The 16,949-nt window shown below is 72.2% G+C and carries 14 protein-coding genes and 1 pseudogene; 5 read left to right on the top strand and 10 right to left on the bottom strand.

The annotated features are described in order from the left end of the window. The coding region (gene glgB, locus AB0C62_RS05340; protein ID WP_362969709.1) for a 1,4-alpha-glucan branching enzyme at window positions 1-1,170 on the top strand (1,170 nt) is incomplete at its 5' end. A gap of 60 nt (window positions 1,171-1,230) precedes the next feature. Here glgB and AB0C62_RS05335 read toward each other — a convergent pair. The 4 genes from AB0C62_RS05335 to AB0C62_RS05320 form a co-directional block, all read right to left on the bottom strand. Then, window positions 1,231-3,486 (bottom strand): UvrD-helicase domain-containing protein, encoded by a 2,256-nt coding sequence (locus AB0C62_RS05335; RefSeq protein ID WP_362969737.1) that lies wholly within the window; start codon window positions 3,484-3,486, stop codon window positions 1,231-1,233. 192 nt (window positions 3,487-3,678) lie between these two features. Continuing rightward, window positions 3,679-4,011: a thioredoxin domain-containing protein gene (locus tag AB0C62_RS05330; RefSeq protein ID WP_362969708.1), complete on the bottom strand. Its 333-nt coding sequence runs from the start codon at window positions 4,009-4,011 to the stop codon at window positions 3,679-3,681. Continuing rightward, on the bottom strand, window positions 4,008-4,436 hold the full coding sequence (locus AB0C62_RS05325) for a MerR family transcriptional regulator (RefSeq protein ID WP_362969707.1): 429 nt from the start codon (window positions 4,434-4,436) through the stop codon (window positions 4,008-4,010). The genes AB0C62_RS05330 and AB0C62_RS05325 overlap by 4 nt, the downstream gene beginning before the upstream one ends. Before the next feature lie 62 nt (window positions 4,437-4,498). Further along, window positions 4,499-5,017 (bottom strand): Lrp/AsnC family transcriptional regulator, encoded by a 519-nt coding sequence (locus tag AB0C62_RS05320; RefSeq protein ID WP_362969706.1) that lies wholly within the window; start codon window positions 5,015-5,017, stop codon window positions 4,499-4,501. 152 nt (window positions 5,018-5,169) lie between these two features. Between AB0C62_RS05320 and AB0C62_RS05315 the strand changes: the two genes are divergently transcribed. After that, the gene (locus tag AB0C62_RS05315; RefSeq protein ID WP_362969705.1) at window positions 5,170-6,072 is read left to right on the top strand and encodes an NAD-dependent epimerase/dehydratase family protein; all 903 of its coding nucleotides are present in this window, start codon (window positions 5,170-5,172) and stop codon (window positions 6,070-6,072) included. 59 nt (window positions 6,073-6,131) lie between these two features. On the opposite strand, the gene AB0C62_RS05310 is transcribed toward AB0C62_RS05315, so the two are convergent. Both AB0C62_RS05310 and AB0C62_RS05305 read right to left on the bottom strand, forming a co-directional pair. Further along, complete coding sequence (locus AB0C62_RS05310) at window positions 6,132-6,896, bottom strand: DUF2127 domain-containing protein (protein WP_362969704.1); 765 nt, start codon at window positions 6,894-6,896, stop codon at window positions 6,132-6,134. Window positions 6,897-7,008: 112 nt separating this feature from the next. Then, entirely contained in the window at window positions 7,009-8,814 is a 1,806-nt protein-coding gene (locus AB0C62_RS05305) for an MFS transporter (RefSeq protein WP_362969735.1), read from the bottom strand. Window positions 8,815-8,989: 175 nt separating this feature from the next. Between AB0C62_RS05305 and AB0C62_RS05300 the strand changes: the two genes are divergently transcribed. Further along, a complete protein-coding gene (locus AB0C62_RS05300) occupies window positions 8,990-9,607 on the top strand; it encodes a TetR/AcrR family transcriptional regulator (RefSeq protein WP_362969733.1) in 618 nt (205 codons plus the stop codon). A gap of 130 nt (window positions 9,608-9,737) precedes the next feature. Here AB0C62_RS05300 and AB0C62_RS05295 read toward each other — a convergent pair whose 3' ends face one another. Continuing rightward, complete coding sequence (locus AB0C62_RS05295; RefSeq protein WP_362969703.1) at window positions 9,738-11,132, bottom strand: cation:dicarboxylase symporter family transporter; 1,395 nt, start codon at window positions 11,130-11,132, stop codon at window positions 9,738-9,740. A gap of 301 nt (window positions 11,133-11,433) precedes the next feature. On the opposite strand from AB0C62_RS05295, the pseudogene AB0C62_RS05290 reads away from it, so the two are divergent. Then, window positions 11,434-13,023 (top strand): annotated as a pseudogene (locus AB0C62_RS05290) (sensor histidine kinase); the annotation flags it as partial. A gap of 536 nt (window positions 13,024-13,559) precedes the next feature. Then, window positions 13,560-14,237 carry a response regulator gene (locus AB0C62_RS05285; protein ID WP_362969702.1) on the top strand — a complete coding sequence of 226 codons (678 nt, stop codon included), beginning with the start codon at window positions 13,560-13,562 and terminating at the stop codon, window positions 14,235-14,237. Window positions 14,238-14,273: 36 nt separating this feature from the next. Here the strand turns inward: AB0C62_RS05285 and AB0C62_RS05280 are convergent, their stop codons facing one another. From AB0C62_RS05280 to AB0C62_RS05270, 3 genes are read right to left on the bottom strand one after another with little or no spacing between them, the layout of a single operon-like run. Continuing rightward, entirely contained in the window at window positions 14,274-15,314 is a 1,041-nt protein-coding gene (locus AB0C62_RS05280; RefSeq protein ID WP_362969701.1) for an NAD(P)-dependent alcohol dehydrogenase, read from the bottom strand. Window positions 15,315-15,350: 36 nt separating this feature from the next. Then, a complete protein-coding gene (locus AB0C62_RS05275) occupies window positions 15,351-16,145 on the bottom strand; it encodes an SDR family NAD(P)-dependent oxidoreductase (RefSeq protein ID WP_362969700.1) in 795 nt (264 codons plus the stop codon). Window positions 16,146-16,153: 8 nt separating this feature from the next. Then, complete coding sequence (locus AB0C62_RS05270; protein ID WP_362969699.1) at window positions 16,154-16,870, bottom strand: helix-turn-helix domain-containing protein; 717 nt, start codon at window positions 16,868-16,870, stop codon at window positions 16,154-16,156. Window positions 16,871-16,949: the final 79 nt, after the last annotated feature.

Genomic DNA, 16,949 nt, shown 5'->3' with positions numbered 1-16,949 from the left:
CTGGCCGCCTTCGACGGACGGCCCCTCTACGAACACGCCGACCCGCAGCGCGCCGACCACCCCGACTGGGGAACCCTGGAGTTCGACTACGGCCGACGCGAGGTCCGCAACTTCCTCGTCGCCAACGCCACCTACTGGTGCGAGGAGTTCCACATCGACGGCCTCCGCGTCGACGCGGTGGCCTCCATGCTCTACCTCGACTACTCCCGCGAGGACGGGCAGTGGAGCCCCAACGAGCACGGCGGCCGGGAGAACCTGGACGCGGTGGCGTTCCTCCAGGAGATGAACGCGACGGTCTACCGCCGCAACCCGGGCGTCGTCACCGTCGCCGAGGAGTCGACGGCCTGGGACGGTGTCACGCGGGCCACCCACCACACCGGCCCCGGCGGCTTCGGCGGGCTGGGCTTCGGGCTGAAGTGGAACATGGGCTGGATGCACGACTCGCTGGACTACGTGGCCCACGAGCCGGTCCACCGGAAGTACCACCACAACGAGATGACGTTCTCGATGGTGTACGCGTACAGCGAGAACTACGTACTGCCGATCTCCCACGACGAGGTCGTGCACGGCAAACGCTCACTCGTCTCCAAGATGCCCGGCGACTGGTGGCAGCAGCGGGCCACCCTGCGCGCCTACCTGGCCTTCATGTGGGCCCACCCCGGCAAGCAACTCCTCTTCATGGGGCAGGAGTTCGCCCAGGGAGCGGAATGGTCCGAGGCGCACGGGCCGGACTGGTGGCTCCTCGATCCGGCGTACGGCGCCGAGGCCGACCACCGCGGGGTGCGCGACCTGGTCCGGGACCTCAACACGGTCTACCGGCACGACCCGGCCCTGTGGGAGCGGGACACCGACCCCTCCGGGTTCGCCTGGGTCACCGGTGACTCCGCCGACGACAACGTGTTCGCGTTCCTGCGCCACGCCGCCGACGGCACCCCCCTCCTCGCCGTCTCGCACTTCTCCCCCGCCGTCCGCCACAACTACCGCCTCGGCGTGCCCGAGGACATCCCCGCCTGGCACGAGGTCCTCAACACCGACGCGCTGCGCTACGGCGGCAGCGACGTCACCAACCCGCACCCGGTCAAGCCGGAGCCCACGGCCTGGCACGGCCGGCCGGCCAGCATCCAGCTGACACTGCCACCGCTCTCGACGGTGTGGCTGCGGCCGGCCTAGCCGAACGTGGCGCGTCCCCCGGCGGTTCCACCGCCGGGGGACGCGCCATGTCGTGGGCCCTCACGCGAGGCCGGCGTCCCGGAGCGACGCGGGCAGCTCGCCCGTGTGCAGGATGCCCAGGGACTGGGTGGCGCGGGTGAGCGCCACGTACAGGTCGCTCGTGCCGTACGACGCGGGGTCGACCACCAGCACGGAGTCGAACTCCAGGCCCTTGGCCTGCCGGGGGTCGAGGAGGACCACCGTGCGGGTCAGGTCCGGCTCCTCGCCCGCCGTGACCCCGTCCAGCCGGGCGGCGAGCGCGGTGTGCAGGGCGCGCGGCGCGATCACCGCGAGCCGTCCCTCGGCCGGGGCCAGTTCGCCGACCGCCTTGGCCACGGCGCCGGGCAGGTCGTCCCCGGCGTCGCGGGCCCAGGGCCGCACCCCGGTGGAGCGGACGGAACGGGGCGGTTCGAAACCCGGGCGCTCGGACCGCAGTACACCGGCGGCGACGTCCATGATCTCGGACGGCGTGCGGTAGTTGACGCCCAGCCGGGTGTGCTCCCAGCGGTCCCCGACGTACGGGGAGAGGATCTCCTCCCAGGAGCCGACACCGGCCGCCTCCGCGGTCTGCGCGGGGTCGCCAACGAGGGTCATCGATCGGGTGGGGGTGCGCCGCATCAGCAGCCGCCACGCCATCGGCGACAGCTCCTGCGCCTCGTCGACGATGATGTGCCCGAAGGCCCAGGTCCGGTCGGCGGCGGCCCGTTCCGCGGCGCTGCGGTGGTCGTCCTCCTCGTGCCGTTCGGCCATCCGCTCGGCGTCGATGATGTTGTGCGCGGACAGGACCTCGGAGTCCTCCTCCTCCTTGTCCTCGAACTCGTACGTCCGTGAGGCGTAGGAGACGTCCAGCACGCCCTGGGCGTACGCGATCTGGGTGCGCCGCTCCTGGTCGGCGAGGGCCCGGGTGATCCGGTCGTCCTCCCCCAGCAGTTCGGCGGCCTCGTCGAGGAGGGGGACGTCCGCGGCGGTCCAGTCGTCGGGTCCGGTGGCCGGACGGCGGATCACCGCCGCGTCCTCGTCCGTGACGTGACCGCGCGGGTCGGCCAGCAGATCGGCGATCAGTCGCTGTGGGGTCAGCCTCGGCCACAACTGGTCGATGGCCGACCACACTTCGGGGTTCTCGGCGAGTTCGTCGCGGATCTGGGTGATGTCGCTCGGGTCGAGCAGGTTGGAGCCGTCGAAGGGGTCCGTGCCGATGCGTTCGGCCAGCATGTCGGTGAGGGTGTTGAGGATGTGTCCCTCGAAGTGCTCGCGGGCCACGTTGTGCGGCAGGTCCGCGGCGCGGGTGGCGTCCCGGGCGACCTGGACGAGACCCGCGTCGAGCATCAGGATGTCCCGGTCGTGCTCGATGGCGATCACCGGGTCGGGGAGCGCCTGACGGTCCCGGACCGCCCGGGCGAGGACCTCGGCCATCGCGGCGCGGCCCTTCACGGCGGCCGCCTCGGGGGTGTCGGCGGCGGTCGCGTGGACACCGGGGAAGAGTTCGCCCACGGTCGAGAGCAGGACGCCGGTCTCGCCGAGCGAGGGCAGCACCTCGCCGATGTAGCCGAGGAAGGCGGGGTTCGGGCCGACGATGAGGACGGCCCGCTTGGCGAGCAGTTCGCGGTGTTCGTAGAGCAGGTAGGCGGCGCGGTGCAGGGCGACGGCCGTCTTGCCGGTGCCCGGGCCGCCCTCGACGACCATGACGCCCCGGTGCGGGGCGCGGATGATCCGGTCCTGTTCGGCCTGGATGGTCTGCACGATGTCGCTCATCCGGCCGGTGCGGGCCGAGTTGAGCGCGGCGAGCAGCACGGCGTCGCCGGTCGGGTCCTCGTGGCCGGTGCGCTCGCGGTCGCCGAGGTCGAGGATCTCGTCGTGCAGGTCGGTGACGCGGCGCCCGTCGGTAGTGATGTGCCGGCGGCGGCGCAGGCCCATGGGCGTGTGGCCGGTGGCCAGGTAGAAGGGGCGGGCGACGGGGGCCCGCCAGTCGATGAGGATCGGGGTGTGTTCGGTGTCGTCGGCGCGGATGCCGATGCGGCCGATGTGGTGACTGACCGCGGGGGTGGACGCGCCCTGTTCCGGGGACAGGTCGATCCGGCCGAAGCAGAGCGAGCCGTCGACGGCGTTCAGCGCGGCGAGGAGCCCCGAGCGCTCGGCGACCAGGACGTCCCGTTCGAGGCGGGCCTGCATGGGCGTGTTGCCCTGGGCGAGGGCGTCCTCGACGGAGGCCTCGGTGACACCGCGCAGGCCGTCCACACGCGTGTACAGCCCGTCGATGAATTCCTGCTCGTGCCGCAGTTCATCATCGGGGAATTCTGTGTGTGAGTCCTTGTTTGACAATTCCGCTCCCGCCCGGATATACTCTGCATCGAGAAGTGCTTTGCGACTGCATGTCCTGAAGTCGCAAAGCATTGAATATACGCAAAAGAATCCCCCGGGCGCAATTGCCCAGGGGATTTTCTGTGTTCCGGGTGGGATGTGCCGACGGACTCAGAGCGCGTCGGACACCTCTTGGAGCAGCCGCCGCTTCGCGCGGGCGCCCACCATCGACTTCACCGGTTCCCCGTCACGGAAAACCATGAACGTCGGCATCGAGAGCACTCCGTAGGCGAGTGTCGTCTCCGGGTTGGTGTCCACGTCCAGCTGGACGACGCGGAACCGGTCGCCCTCCTCGAAGGCCAGCTCGCTCAGTACCGGACCCATCTGCCGGCACGGCGGGCACCAGTCGGCGGTGAACTCCACCAGGACGGGCAGATCCGCCCCGATCACCTCCGCCGCGAAGTCCGCGTCCGTCACCTCGGTCACGCCTGCCGCTCTGATCATCGTGTCCGCCCTCCCAGCTCGCATACGGGTTCCGGACCGCCCGAAACCAGCGCGTCGGCCGCCAGCTCGTCACGGGCCCGCTCGGCCCGCGTCAGCTGCTCGCCGACCTGTGCGCGCACCGACCGCAGTTCGTCGATCAGCGCGTCGAGCTCACCGAGCTTGCGGCGGTAGACCTCCAGGGAGGCGGGGCACGCGTCACCCTCGGGGTGCCCGGCCCGCAGACACTCCACGAAGGGCCGTGTCTCCTCCAGGTCGAACCCGGAGTCCTGGAGCGTCCTGATCTGCCGGAGCAGCTTCAGGTCGTCCTCGTCGTACGCCCGGTACCCGTTCTCGCCGCGCCGCGCGGGCAGCAGCCCTCGCGACTCGTAGTAGCGCAGGGTCCGTGTGGTCGTCCCGGCCCGCGTCGCCAGCTCGCCGATTCGCATGACCCGACGGTAATCCTTGACGCCGACGTCAAGGCAAGCGACCGCGGGCGGGCCGCCCCGTGTCAGGGGGCGGGCGGCAGCAACGGTTTCCGGTCCACCGGTGACGACAGGACGATCGACGTCGTCGTCCGCCCCAGCGCGGAGGCCTGTTCCAGGACGCTCTCGAGATGGATCGTGTCCTCGACGGCGACCTTCAGGATCCAGCAGTCCTCACCGACGACGTGGTGGGCCTCGATGATCTCGGGCCGCCCCAGGAGTTCCAGGGTCCGCGGATGCCTGAGCGTGTAGCCGCCGTGCGGATTGACGCGGATGAAGGCCTGGATGCCGTAACCGAGACGGGATGCGGACACGTGGGCGCCGTAACCGGTGACCGCACCCGCGCTCTCCAGACGGCGCACCCGCTCCGCGACCGCCGCCGGGCTCAACCGGACGCGACGGCCCAGCTCGCTGAGCTTGATCCGGCCGTCACGCTGGAGCAGTTCCAGGATCTGCCGGTCCAGCGCGTCGAAGCCCACCGACGTTCCGGTGGTGGCGGCGCGCGCATGCCGTGGTTCCTTCGGTGTGACGACCGGATCTCCCACGTCTCCCCCTTCAGGCGTTCTCCCCGCGACGGGAGAATTATGACCACGGGCCGCACGACCGTGGCCGAGCGGTCCACGACGCCGGGTACGCGGTACCCGTTACTCGGTACTTGCTATCGGTGAACTGCGGAACAGGAATGCGGGAGGGCGACATGCGGGAGATCTGCGTCATCGGCGGGAACCGGTACTTCGGAAAGCGCCTCATAGACCGGTTGACGGCCGCGGGGGACCGGGTCACCGTCATCAACCGCGGCTCGTCGGCACCCCCGGCCGGAACCGTCCATCTGATCGCCGACCGCGATGACGAGGACTCCCTGGAGAAGGCCCTGGGGTCACGGACGTTCGACGTCGTCGTCGACCAGGTCTGCTACACACCGCGGCAGGCGGAGATCGCCCGCCGGGTCTTCGCGGGACGCACCCGCCGGTACGTGATGACGTCCACCGTCGAGGTGTACGAGTACGAGGACACGGCGGCCCCGGTGGCCGAGGGCGCCGTGGATCCCCTTACGGTCGCCGTCGACCACGACCTCCCCTGGGACGACCCGGCGTTCCTCGACGCGCACTACGGCGAGGGCAAGCGGCAGGCCGAGGCCGTGTTCGCGGCCGACCCGGTCCTTCCCCATGTGGCCGTGCGCGTCGCCCATGTCCTCGGAGGCGACGACGACTTCACCGGCCGTCTGGAGCACTACGCCGAGCGCGTCCGCACCGGCGAGGCGATCGCCGTGCCGCCCGTCAACCACCCGGCGACCTACATCCATGTCGAGGAGATCGCCGACTTCCTGTTCTGGACCGTCGGGGAGACCTTCACCGGCCCGGTCAATGCCGCCTCCCACGGGCCGCTGACCACGAGGGAGTTGTGCGACGCGATCGCCGCGCGCCTCCCGGACGGCCGGACGCTCCTGCGGCCCGTGGAGGTGGGCGAGGTCTCCCCCTTCTCCTTCAGCCGTTCCTACGGCATGGACAACTCCCGCGCCACGGAGCTCGGTTTCGCCTTCGGCGACGCTCGGGAGTGGCTCGCGCGGGCCGTCGCGGAGACCCTCGGGAAGGGCGACTGACCTGTGGAGGGGCCCCGCGGCGACCGTCCGGTCGACGCGAGAGGCCCGGGCCCACGAGGTCACACCATGACGCCGGCCGACTCCTCCACCTCCAGGAGCGAGGCGCTCTGCCGCTCCGCCTCGAAGGCCCGGTGTCCGCCACGCAGGCCGAACAGGCGCTTGGCCAGAGCGATGTAGAGCACGGCGAGGATGTTCAGGACCAGAGTGGCGATCTTCAGCCAGCTGATGTGCTCGGTGAGTTCGTAGATCTCCAGCGGGAGGAACGCGGCGGTGGCGACGACCGTGAGGTACTCGGCCCAGCGCCTGGCGTACCAGAGGCCGACCGCCTCGACGATCTCGATCAGGGCGTACGCCAGCAGCAGGACCGCCACCAGCAGCAGCGTGGAGTGTTTGTAGCCGAACGTCTTCTGGATCGTGCCGACCACGGGCGAGTGGTCGAGGTCGTAGTGGAAGTGCCGGAAGACCGGCCGGAGGACATCGAGGTACTCGTCGAAGAGCCGGCGCACGGCGTCCTGGCTGTTGCTGAACTTCCACACGGCCACGGCGACCAGCACGATGAACACGCCGCGCACGGCCCGCTCGATCGCCAGGAAGCGCAGGATGAACAGGTCGCGCAGCACCTTGCCGCGCGGCACGAGCGGCGCCTCGTCGGCGGGGCCCGAGCCGTGCGGGTCGCCGAGCGCGAAGTCGCCGCAGCGCAGGCAGCGCCAGGCCTCGCCGAGTCCCGTCTCGGCCCGCAGCCGCTCGCGCAGCACCCCCTCGTCGGGCGCGTACGTCACGTGCCCGCGCCGCGCACAGGTGCGCCGGTCCCAGTCGATCTTCATGCTCGGTCGTCCTCCGCAGAACGTGCAGTGCCGTGCCGGTAGGTCCGGCACGGCACGCTAGTGCACGGTGTACGAGACGGCAGCCAGGGGGCCGCGGTTCCGGGCGGCGGCGTCAGCGGGCGGCGTTCCCCGCCGAGGCGGCCTCCTCCGACGAAGCGGCGACATCGACTCCGGCGACGTCCTCGGCTTCGACTTCGGCAGGTGCTGCGGGGTCCGCGCCGGTCTCCGGACCCGTCCCCGCTTCGGCGCGCTCCCCCGACCCGGCGCCCGGCTCGGAGCCGGCCTGCGCATCGGTCTCCGGGCGTCCCTTGCGGGGCAGCAGCACGGCGACCAGGACCGTGCCGACGCCGAGGATCAGCGCGCCGACGAGGCTGGTGTGCGCCACCGCGTCCGAGAAGGACGAGCCGACCGCGTCGGTCATCTGACGCGCTCCGTCGGCGAGTTGGCCGGCCTGCGCCTTCAGCTGGGCGGCCTGCCCCGCGTCCGGCGTGTGCGCCGCCTGCTCGCCGAGCTGCCGGGCCTTGTCGCCGATGCCCTGGGCGACGGCGTACCCGGCGCCCACCGAGTCCTGGGCGGTGGACAGCGCGTCCGCCGGCAGCTTGCTGCCCGCCGTCGCGTCCGTGAGGTGCGAGGAGTACGAGCCCGCCAGCACCGAGCCGAGGATCGCGATGCCGAGCGAGCCGCCGAGTTCCAGCGAGGTGTCGTTGACCGCGCCGCCGACGCCGAGTTCGGCCTCGGGGAACGCGCCCATGATGGCGTCCGTGCAGGGCGACAGGGCGAGCCCGATGGCGAGGCCGAGGATGACGAGCGGCAGGACGAAGTCGCCGTACGACGAGCCGGCGTCGACCCGGGTGAGGAGCGCGAGGGCCGCCGTCCCGCCGACCATGCCGGCGGTGACCGTGATCCTCATGCCGACGCGCGGGGTCAGGTACCCGGTGAGCGCCGAGCCCACGAAGACGGCTCCGGCCAGGGGCAGCATCCGTACGCCGGTGTCCAGGGCGTCGTAGCCGAGGACGAACTGGAGGTGCTGGGTGAGGTAGTAGAAGGCGCCGAAGACGGCGAGGAAGAAGAGGGCGACGGCGAGGTTCGAGCCCGCGAAGCGGCGCTGCGTGAAGCGGCGTACGTCGACGACCGGGCGCGGGTGGCGCAGCTCCCACAGGACGAACAGGAGCAGGCCCGCGCCGGCGACCACGGCGGCGGACACGGCCTTCACGCCCCAGCCGAAGTGCGGACCCTCGATGATCATGTAGACGAGGGAGCCGATCCAGACCACGGAGAGCAGACCGCCCACGTAGTCGATGCGGTGCCGGTGCGCGGCCCGGGACGGCGGGACGAGGACGAGGGCGCCGACGATGGCGAGAACGGCGATCGGCACGTTGATCAGGAACGTCGACGACCAGCCATGGTGCTCCAGGAGGGCGCCCGCGACGAGCGGTCCGGCGGCGATGGCCAGCCCGGCGGTGGCGGTCCACAGGACGATCGCCTTGGCCCGCTCGGCGCGCGGGAAGGTCGCGGCGAGCAGGGAAAGCGTCGCGGGCATGATCAGCGCGGCACCGACGCCCATCACGGCGCGGGCCGCGATGACCCCCGTGGAGCTGTCGACGAGCGATCCGGCGACCGCGCCGCCGCCGAAGACGACGAGCCCGAGGATGAGCGCGCCGCGGCGGCTGTACTTGTCGCCGATCGCGCCGAGCAGCAGCATCAGCGCGGCGTACGGCACCGTGTAGCCGTCGATGACCCATTGCAGATCCGCGCTGGACAGGCCCAGGTCCTGGGTCATGTCAGGGGCCGCGACGGTGAGAGCGGTGTTCGCCATCACGATGATCAGCAGGCTCAGGCAGAGCACGAGCAGCGCCCACCAGCGCCGGGCATAAGGCCGGTCCATCCTCTCGACCGGTTCGTTCATGACGAGACGCATGGCCACGGTCGCCCTCCTCCATCGTCCGGAACGGGGATCGGCCCGCGCCGGGACTTGCACAGTGGCGTGCAATTACACAACCATGTGCAATGTACGAGGTTGCACAGCGCTGTGCAAATCAGGAGGTGGAGCCATGACGACCGCAGGACGTGAGGGCGCCCGGGAGCCGGGCAGAATGGCAGCCATGACCACGGGTAACCCGAGCCGCGCCGATGTGAACCGCCGCCGCATCCTCGATGTCGCGCTGGCCGAGCTGCTGCGCGACCCCGACGCGTCCATGGACCAGATCGCCAAGGCGGCGGGCGTCGTCCGGCGCACGGTGTACGGACACTTCCCCAGCCGGGAGGCGCTGGTCGGCACGCTGACCGACGAGGCGGTGGCGGCCGTGGCCGCGGCGCACGCGGCGGGCCGTGAGGGGGTCGCTGACCCGGCGGAGTCCCTGGCCCGCTCGACACTCGCCGTCTGGGAGATCGCCGACCGCTACCGGCTGCTGGTCGCGCTCGCCCAGCGCAGCGTCACCATGCAGGGCATCCGCGAGCGGCTCACGCCGGTCCGCGAGGCCTGCGCGGAGATCCTCCGACGCGGCCTGGAGCAGGGCGTGTTCACGTCGCCGCTGCCGCCGCACGCACTGGCGTACGTGCACGAGCAGACCCTGTTCGCCCTCATGGAGGCGGTGAACGACGGACTGCTGGCAGCACAGGAGGCGGGCCGCTCCGCCGCGGTCACCATGCTGGCCGCGGCGGGCGTACCCGCCTCACGCGCCACCGAGTTGGTGGCGGAGCTGAGCGACTGAACGGGCCGGGGTCAGGGGTCCCGTCCCGTCCGTCGCCCGGCCGCGAACCGGTCGGCCGGGCCCGCGGGGGGTGCGGCCCGGCCGGCCGGCGTCCTGGTGGACCGGCGTGCGCCGGTCCCGGTGGGGTGCTCTACGCCTTGGCCAGTTCCTTCTCGCCGCCCTGTTCCGGTACGTCCGGCGCGTCGGCGGCGTCACCCACCGCGCCGGACTCGTCGAGCAGGGTCTTCTCGTCGAAGGGCAGCCGCCCGGCGAGCACCTCGGCGACCCGCTCCTTGTCGATCTCGTTCGTCCAGGTGCCGATCAGGACCGTGGCCACAGCGTTGCCGGCGAAGTTGGTCAGCGCGCGCGCCTCGCTCATGAAGCGGTCGATGCCGACGATCAGGCCGACCCCGTCCACCAGGGCGGGCTTGTGCGACTGGAGGCCGCCGGCCAGCGTGGCGAGACCCGCACCGCTGACGCCCGCGGCGCCCTTGGAGGCGACGAGGAGGAAGAGCAGCAGCGGGATCTGCTCCCCGATCGACATCGGCGTGCCCATCGCGTCGGCGATGTACAGCGACGCCATGGTCATGTAGATCATCGTGCCGTCGAGGTTGAAGGAATAGCCGGTCGGGACGGTGATGCCGACGACCGACTTGCCGACGCCCAGGTGCTCCAGTTTCGCGATGAGCCGCGGCAGGGCGGACTCGGAGGAGGACGTGGACAGGATCAGCAGGAACTCCCGGCCCAGGTACTTCAGGAACGTGAAGATGTTCAGGCCCGTCACCACGCGCAGCACCGCGCCGAGCACGACGAACACGAAGAGGAAGCAGGTGACGTAGAAGCCGAGCATCAGCACGGCGAGGCTCTTCAGCGCGTCGACGCCGGCGGAGCCGGTGACGGCGGCGATGGCCCCGAAGGCGCCGAGCGGGGCGGCCCACATGACCATCGCGAGGATGCGGAAGACGAGCCGCTGGATGTGCTCGATGCCGCGCAGCACGGGCTGCCCGGCCGACCCCATCGCCTGCAGGGCGAAGCCGGTGAGGAGCGCGACGAGCAGGGTCTGCAGGACCTGGCCCTCGGTGAACGCGGAGACCATGGTGGTCGGGATGATCGAGAGCACGAAGTCGACCGGCGGCAGCGCCTCCGCCGACACCTGGCCCTGGCCCGCCTCCTTGACCGCGTCGGTCATCGCGAGGCTGCTGCCCGGGTCGAGGATGTTGCCGACGACCAGGCCGATGGCGAGCGCGACCAGCGACATCACCAGGAAGTAGCCGAGCGCGATCCCGCCGACGGCGCCGACCTTCGCGGCCTTGCGCACCGAACCGATGCCCAGCACGATCGTGCAGAAGATGATCGGCGAGATCATCATCTTGATCAGGTTCACGAAGCCGGTGCCGATGGGCTTGAGCTCGACCGCGAAGTCGGGGGCGATCAGGCCCACGGCGATACCGAGGATCACGGCACCGATCACGGCGAGGTACAGATAGTGCGTGCGGTCCCGTTTGGCGGCGGGTGCGGCAGGTGCCGTCTGCGATGTACTGGCCACGGCGGCCCTCCTTGACGACGTCATCGGCATCATCCGGCGTGCGGCTCACGTCCGGCGGTACCCGGCGTGCGGCTCACGTCCGGGGGTCCGGGAGGCGTGGGCTCCCGGGGGATGAGGGGACTATCTCCCGGCATGTGAGCCCGGTCACCCTTCCGTTCATTGAGTTCACGCCGCACGCCCCATCGAGTTCAGGCCGCCCGCCCCGTTCCGTTCGGGCCGCCCGCCCGTCGGGTGCGCGCCGGGCGGATCGCGTGAGCCCTGCCCGGTGGAGCACCCGGCCGGGCGAGGCACACTGAACGGCATGCGCCTTCCCCGCGTCCCGCGACCCCGCAGCCTCGCCGGCCAGCTCTTCGGCATGCAGGCCGTGCTGATCGCGGTCCTCGTCGCCGGGTACGCGCTGTTCACCTACGTCAGCGACCGCAGCCAGGCCGAGGAAGCCGCGGGCCGGCAGGCCATGGCGGTCGCCCGCTCCGTCGCGGACGCCCCGTCGGTGCACGAGGCCATCGGCACCGCCGACCCGACCGGGCCGCTCCAGCCGTACGCCCTCCAGGTGCAGCGGGACACCGAGGTCGACTTCGTCACGATCATGGATCCGCGCGGCATCCGCTGGACGCATCCCGAGGAGACCCTGATAGGGCGGCACTTCCTCGGGCACATCGGTCCGGCCCTCGCGGGCCACTCCTTCACGGAGACGTACACGGGCAGCCTCGGCCCCTCCGTCCGCGCCGTCACCCCGATCCGGGTCGACGGCGGGACCATCGGCCTGGTCAGTGCGGGCATCAAGGTCGAGGCGATCACCAAGCGCGTCCAGGACCAGGTCACGGCACTCGTCGGGGTCGCGGCGGGCGCGCTGCTGCTCGGCGGCATCGGCACGTACGTCATCAACGCCCGGCTGCGCCGCTCCACCCACGGCATGAACGCGGCCGAGCTGAGCCGGATGCACGACTACCACCAGGCCGCGCTGCACGCGGTGCGCGAGGGACTGCTCATGCTGGACGGGCAGTTCCGGGTGGCGCTGATGAACGACGGCGGCCGGGAACTGCTCGGCGTCACCGACGAGGTGGTCGGCCGCTCGGTCGCCGACCTCGGCCTGCCGGCGCCGCTCACCGGCGCGCTGCTGTCGGCGGAGTCCCGCGTGGACGAGGTGCATCTGACGGACGCGCGGGTCCTCGTCGTGAACACCTCGCCGGTGTCCGGAGGGGAGCGCCGGGGCACCGTGGTCACGCTGCGCGACGTGACCGAACTCCAGGCGCTGACGGGCGAGTTGGACTCGGAGCGGGGCTTCACCCAGGCGCTGCGTTCGCAGGCGCACGAGGCGGCGAACCGGCTGCACACGATGGTCTCGCTGATCGAGCTGGGCCGAGCCGAGGAGGCCGTCGACTTCGCCACCTCGGAGCTGGAGCTGGCGCAGGCCCTCACCGACGAGGTGATCTCCGCGGTCAGCGAGCCGGTCCTCGCCGCACTGCTGCTGGGCAAGGCGGCCCAGGCGAACGAGCGCGGCGTGGAGCTGGTGGTCTCCGAGGACAGCGGCATCGACGACGGGCTGCTCCCGGCCTCGCTCTCCGCCCGCGACCTGGTCACCGTCCTCGGCAACCTGATCGACAACGCGGTGGACGCCGCGCAGGGCACGACCCGCGCCCGGGTCACGGTGACGGCGTTCACGGACGACGCGGTGCTCGTCCTGCGGGTCGCCGACACCGGCTCGGGGGTGGACCCGGCGCACGCCGAGCAGGTCTTCCAGCGCGGCTGGTCCACGAAACCGGCGGCGGGCCCCGCGGGCCGCGGCCTCGGCCTGGCCCTGGTCCGCCAGACGGTCCTCCGCCACGCGGGCACCCTCACGGTCCGGGAAGCACCGGGCGGCGGAGCGGAGTTCGAGGCCCATCTCCCCCTGCCGTCCGCACCCGCCGCCATGGAAGCGGGTGCCGTCTCGGGCCGGGCCCCGATCTCGGACCGGGAATCGGCTCGCCTCCTGGTGCCGGGCCGGGACGAGGAACCGGGCACGGGCTCGGACCCGGACCCAAGACTCACGCCGGCCGAGGGCCAGGACGCGCATACGGCACCGGTCACCGACCCGGACTCGCCCTCCGCCCCCGGGCCGGCATCCGGCACGCGACCGGCGTCGGCCCCCGTCCCAGGCCAGGACACGGACAAGGGCGCGCATCCGCACGCCCACGCGGGACCGAGCCCGGCCGGCGCACAGAACCCGGACTCGCCCTCCGGACCCAGGCCGCAATCCGGCACGCGACCGGCGCCCGGTCAGATCCCGTACACGGCACCGGCGTCCGGGGCGGGTCCGGACTCGGGCCACGGAACCGGCTCGGCCGGTGTGGACGAGGAGGCCGTCCCGCCGCCGGAGCCGGGTTCCGTGCCGCGTCAGTCCATCCACCCCGGCCGGACGACGCGGTCCGCTCTGCACGGAGGCGACGTATGACCGATCCGATTCGGGTGCTGGTGGTCGAGGACGATCCCGTCGCCGCCGACGCGCATGTCATGTACGTGGGGCGGGTGCCCGGGTTCACGGCTGTCGGCAAGGCGCACACAGGGGCCGAGGCACGCCGCGCGCTGGACCGTACGCCGGTGGACCTGCTGCTGCTCGATCTGCATCTGCCGGACGGGCACGGGCTCCAGCTCGCCCGTTCGCTGCGGGCCGCCGGGTATCACGCCGACGTGATAGCGGTGACGTCCGCGCGGGACCTGACGGTCGTACGGGAGGGTGTGTCGCTCGGGGTCGTGCAGTACGTGCTGAAGCCGTTCACCTTCGCGACCCTGCGCGACCGGCTCGTCCGGTACGCCGAGTTCCGCGCCGCGGCCGGTGAGGCGAGCGGTCAGGACGAGGTGGACCGGGCGCTGGCGACGCTGCGGGCTCCCGGGCCGGCCGCGTTGCCCAAGGGGCTGAGCGCGCCGACCCTGGAACGCGTGACCGTCACCCTGCGGGACTGTGCCGACGGTCTGACGGCGGCCAAGGTCGCCGAGGCCGTCGGCATCTCCCGGATCACGGCCCGCCGCTACCTGGAACACCTGGTGGAGGCGGGCCGGGCCGCCCGTGCCCCGCAGTACGGGACGGTGGGGCGGCCCGAGTTGCAGTACCGGTGGGTGAAGGGCTGACGGGCGAGGGCCTGACCGAAGGCCCCCCGGGGTCCGTCAGCCGTTCGGCAGGATCACGGCACGGCCGTTGATCCTGCCGGCGTGCAGCCGTTCGTACGCGAGGGGTGCCTCGTCGAGCGAGTACGTCTCGGTGTGGACGGAGACGGCGCCGGAGCGGGCGAGGTCGAGGACCTCGATCAGCTCGCCGCGGGAGCCCCAGTAGGGCGCGGTGACGGACACCTCGAAGGGCAGCGAGCCGAACCCGACAGGCAGGGCGCCGCCGCCGATGCCGACGATGCTGACGTCGCCCTCGACGGCGGCGACGGCACCGGCGGTGCGGACGGTCGGATCGGCGCCGACGAAGTCGAACACGGCCTGGGCTCCGAGACCGCCGGTGAGTTCGCGGACCTTCGCCGCCGCTCCGGCGTCGGAGAGCACGGTCTCGTGGGCCCCCACCGTGCGGGCGAGCGCCAGCTTGTCCTCGCTGACGTCGAGGGCGATCACCCGCGCGGACGTCAGCGCGCGCAGCAGCTGGACGGCGACGTGCCCGAGGCCGCCGGTACCGATGACCACCGCGGTCGAGCCGGGCGTCAGCTTCGGCAGGGACCGCTTGATCGCGTGGTACGGGGTGAGCCCGGCGTCGGTGAGCGGGACGGTCGCGACCGGGTCGAGCCCGTCGGTCGGTACGAGGTGACGGGGGTCGTCGACGAGGAGGTACTCGGCCATCGCGCCGGGCGCTCCGAGCCCCGGCGGCCGGATGCCGAGCTCGTCGGCGCGCAGGCAGTAGTTCTCCTTGCCCTCCGCGCACTTGGCGCAGATGCCGCAGCCCCACGGGCCGTAGACGGCGACCTCGTCGCCCACCGCGACCCCGCTCACGCCGTCGCCGAGCGCGGCGACGGTGCCGGCGCCCTCGTGTCCGAGGGTCAGCGGCAGGGCGTACGGGAAGCTCTCGGCGGGCCGGCTCATGACCGCGATGTCCGAGTGACAGACACCGGCGGCGGTGACCTTCAACAGGACCTGTCCCGGGCCGGGTTCGGGATCGGGGACGGTGACCACCTCGGGGGCGGCGCCGATGGTGCGGTACTGGAGTGCCTTCATGTCGTCTCTGCTCCTCTCGAACGGCTGGGGTGCGGCTCAGACGGCGGTGTAGGCGCCGTCGACCAGGTGGTAGCTGCCGTGGACGAAGGAGGCGCGCTCGGACAGCAGGAAGACGATCAGTTCGGCGACCTCCTCGGGACGGCCGAGCCGTCCCGCCGGGTGGAGTCCGACGAGGCCGTCGTACTGGGCCCGGTCCATGCCCTGGAGCAGGGGGGTCTCGATGAAGCCGGGGCCGACCGCGTTGATCCGGATGCCCGACGAGGCGTACTCGGCGGCGGCCGTCTGCGTCAGCCCGATCACCCCGTGCTTCGCGGCGACGTACGCGGAGGATCCGGCGGAGCCGACCGAGCCGAGGATGGAGGAGACGTTCACGACGGCGCCGCCGCCTGCCGCCTGGAGGGCGGGGATCTCGTAGCGCAGCGAGAAGAACACACCGTCGAGGTTGGTGCGGACGACGCGGTCGTACGCGTCGATGTCGTACGCGCCGGTCGGGACGACCGGGCCGCCCACGCCGGCGTTGTTCACGGCGAGGTGGAGCGCGCCGAAGGTGTCGACGGCGAAGGCGACGGCGGCCTCGACCGACTCGGGGCGGGTCACGTCGACGGCGACGGCGGCCGCCTTGACGCCCTCGGCGCGCAGGTCGGCGGCGGCCTGCTCGGCGCCCTCCTCGTTGTGGTCGGCGATGACGACGGTGGCACCGCCGAGGCCGAGCCGGCGGGCGGTGGCGAGGCCGATGCCGGAGGCGGCGCCGGTGACGAGAGCGGTGCGGCCGGCGAACTCGGTGGCGGCGTCGGTGAGGCCGGCGGGGGCGGTGGTGGGGGTGGTGCTCATGGTGCTGATCACTTTCCTGATCCGGGGTGGGTGGCGTGGGAGGCGGCCAGCGCGGCCTCTCCCATCAGCGCGTCGTAGGCCTGCTCCACCAGGGAGGCCAGGTCGGCGGCGGCCGAGTCCGTGGGGGCCGTGGCGTCGCGCGCCCAGGCGCGCAGCGCGGCGGTGAGGACACCGGCGGCGGCGTCCACGACGACGGCCGGGCGCAGGTCCCGTACCTCGTCGGTGCCGAGCCGGGCGGCGATGATGCGGATCGACTCCTCCTGGGCGTCGACCCGGATGCGCTCGTAGGCGGCGAAGAGCGCTGGTTCGGTGTCCACCAGGGCGAGCAGGCGGCGCATGTCGGGGCGCAGGTGCCGGGCCGGGTCCGTCTGGTCGGCGAGCCAGTCGGCGACGGCGCGGCGGTAGGCGACGAGCGGCGGTTCCGCGGCGGGCCGGGCGCGCAGGCAGGCGTTGATGCGGTCGCCGTCACCGCGGACGAAGTCGAGGGCCGCGTCCTCCTTGCCGACGAAGTGGCGGCTGAAGGTGCGGCGGGTGACGTCGGCGCGGTCGGCGACGGCGGAGACGGTCACGCTCTCCAGCCCCTGGCCGAGGATCAGCTCGATCGCGGCCGTGGCGAGCGCCTCGCGGGTCCGGCGGGCCTTGCGCCGCCGCCGGTCCTCGACGTCCGCCCCGACGGGCGCGCCGCCCGGGGTCGCCGTCGGCTCCGTTGCCTCGATGTCGCCCATGCCGTCGACCGTACACCCAGAAATGTCCCAGTGGGACATGAGACGCAGGGGGACATGAGTCTCACCGGGACAGCACGCT

Origin of the sequence: Streptomyces sp. NPDC048643 (assembly GCF_040650615.1) — a bacterium.
GTDB lineage: Bacteria > Actinomycetota > Actinomycetes > Streptomycetales > Streptomycetaceae > Streptomyces.
The sequence above is the reverse complement of the archived record's forward strand: the minus strand, read 5'-3'. Positions and strand labels throughout refer to the sequence as shown.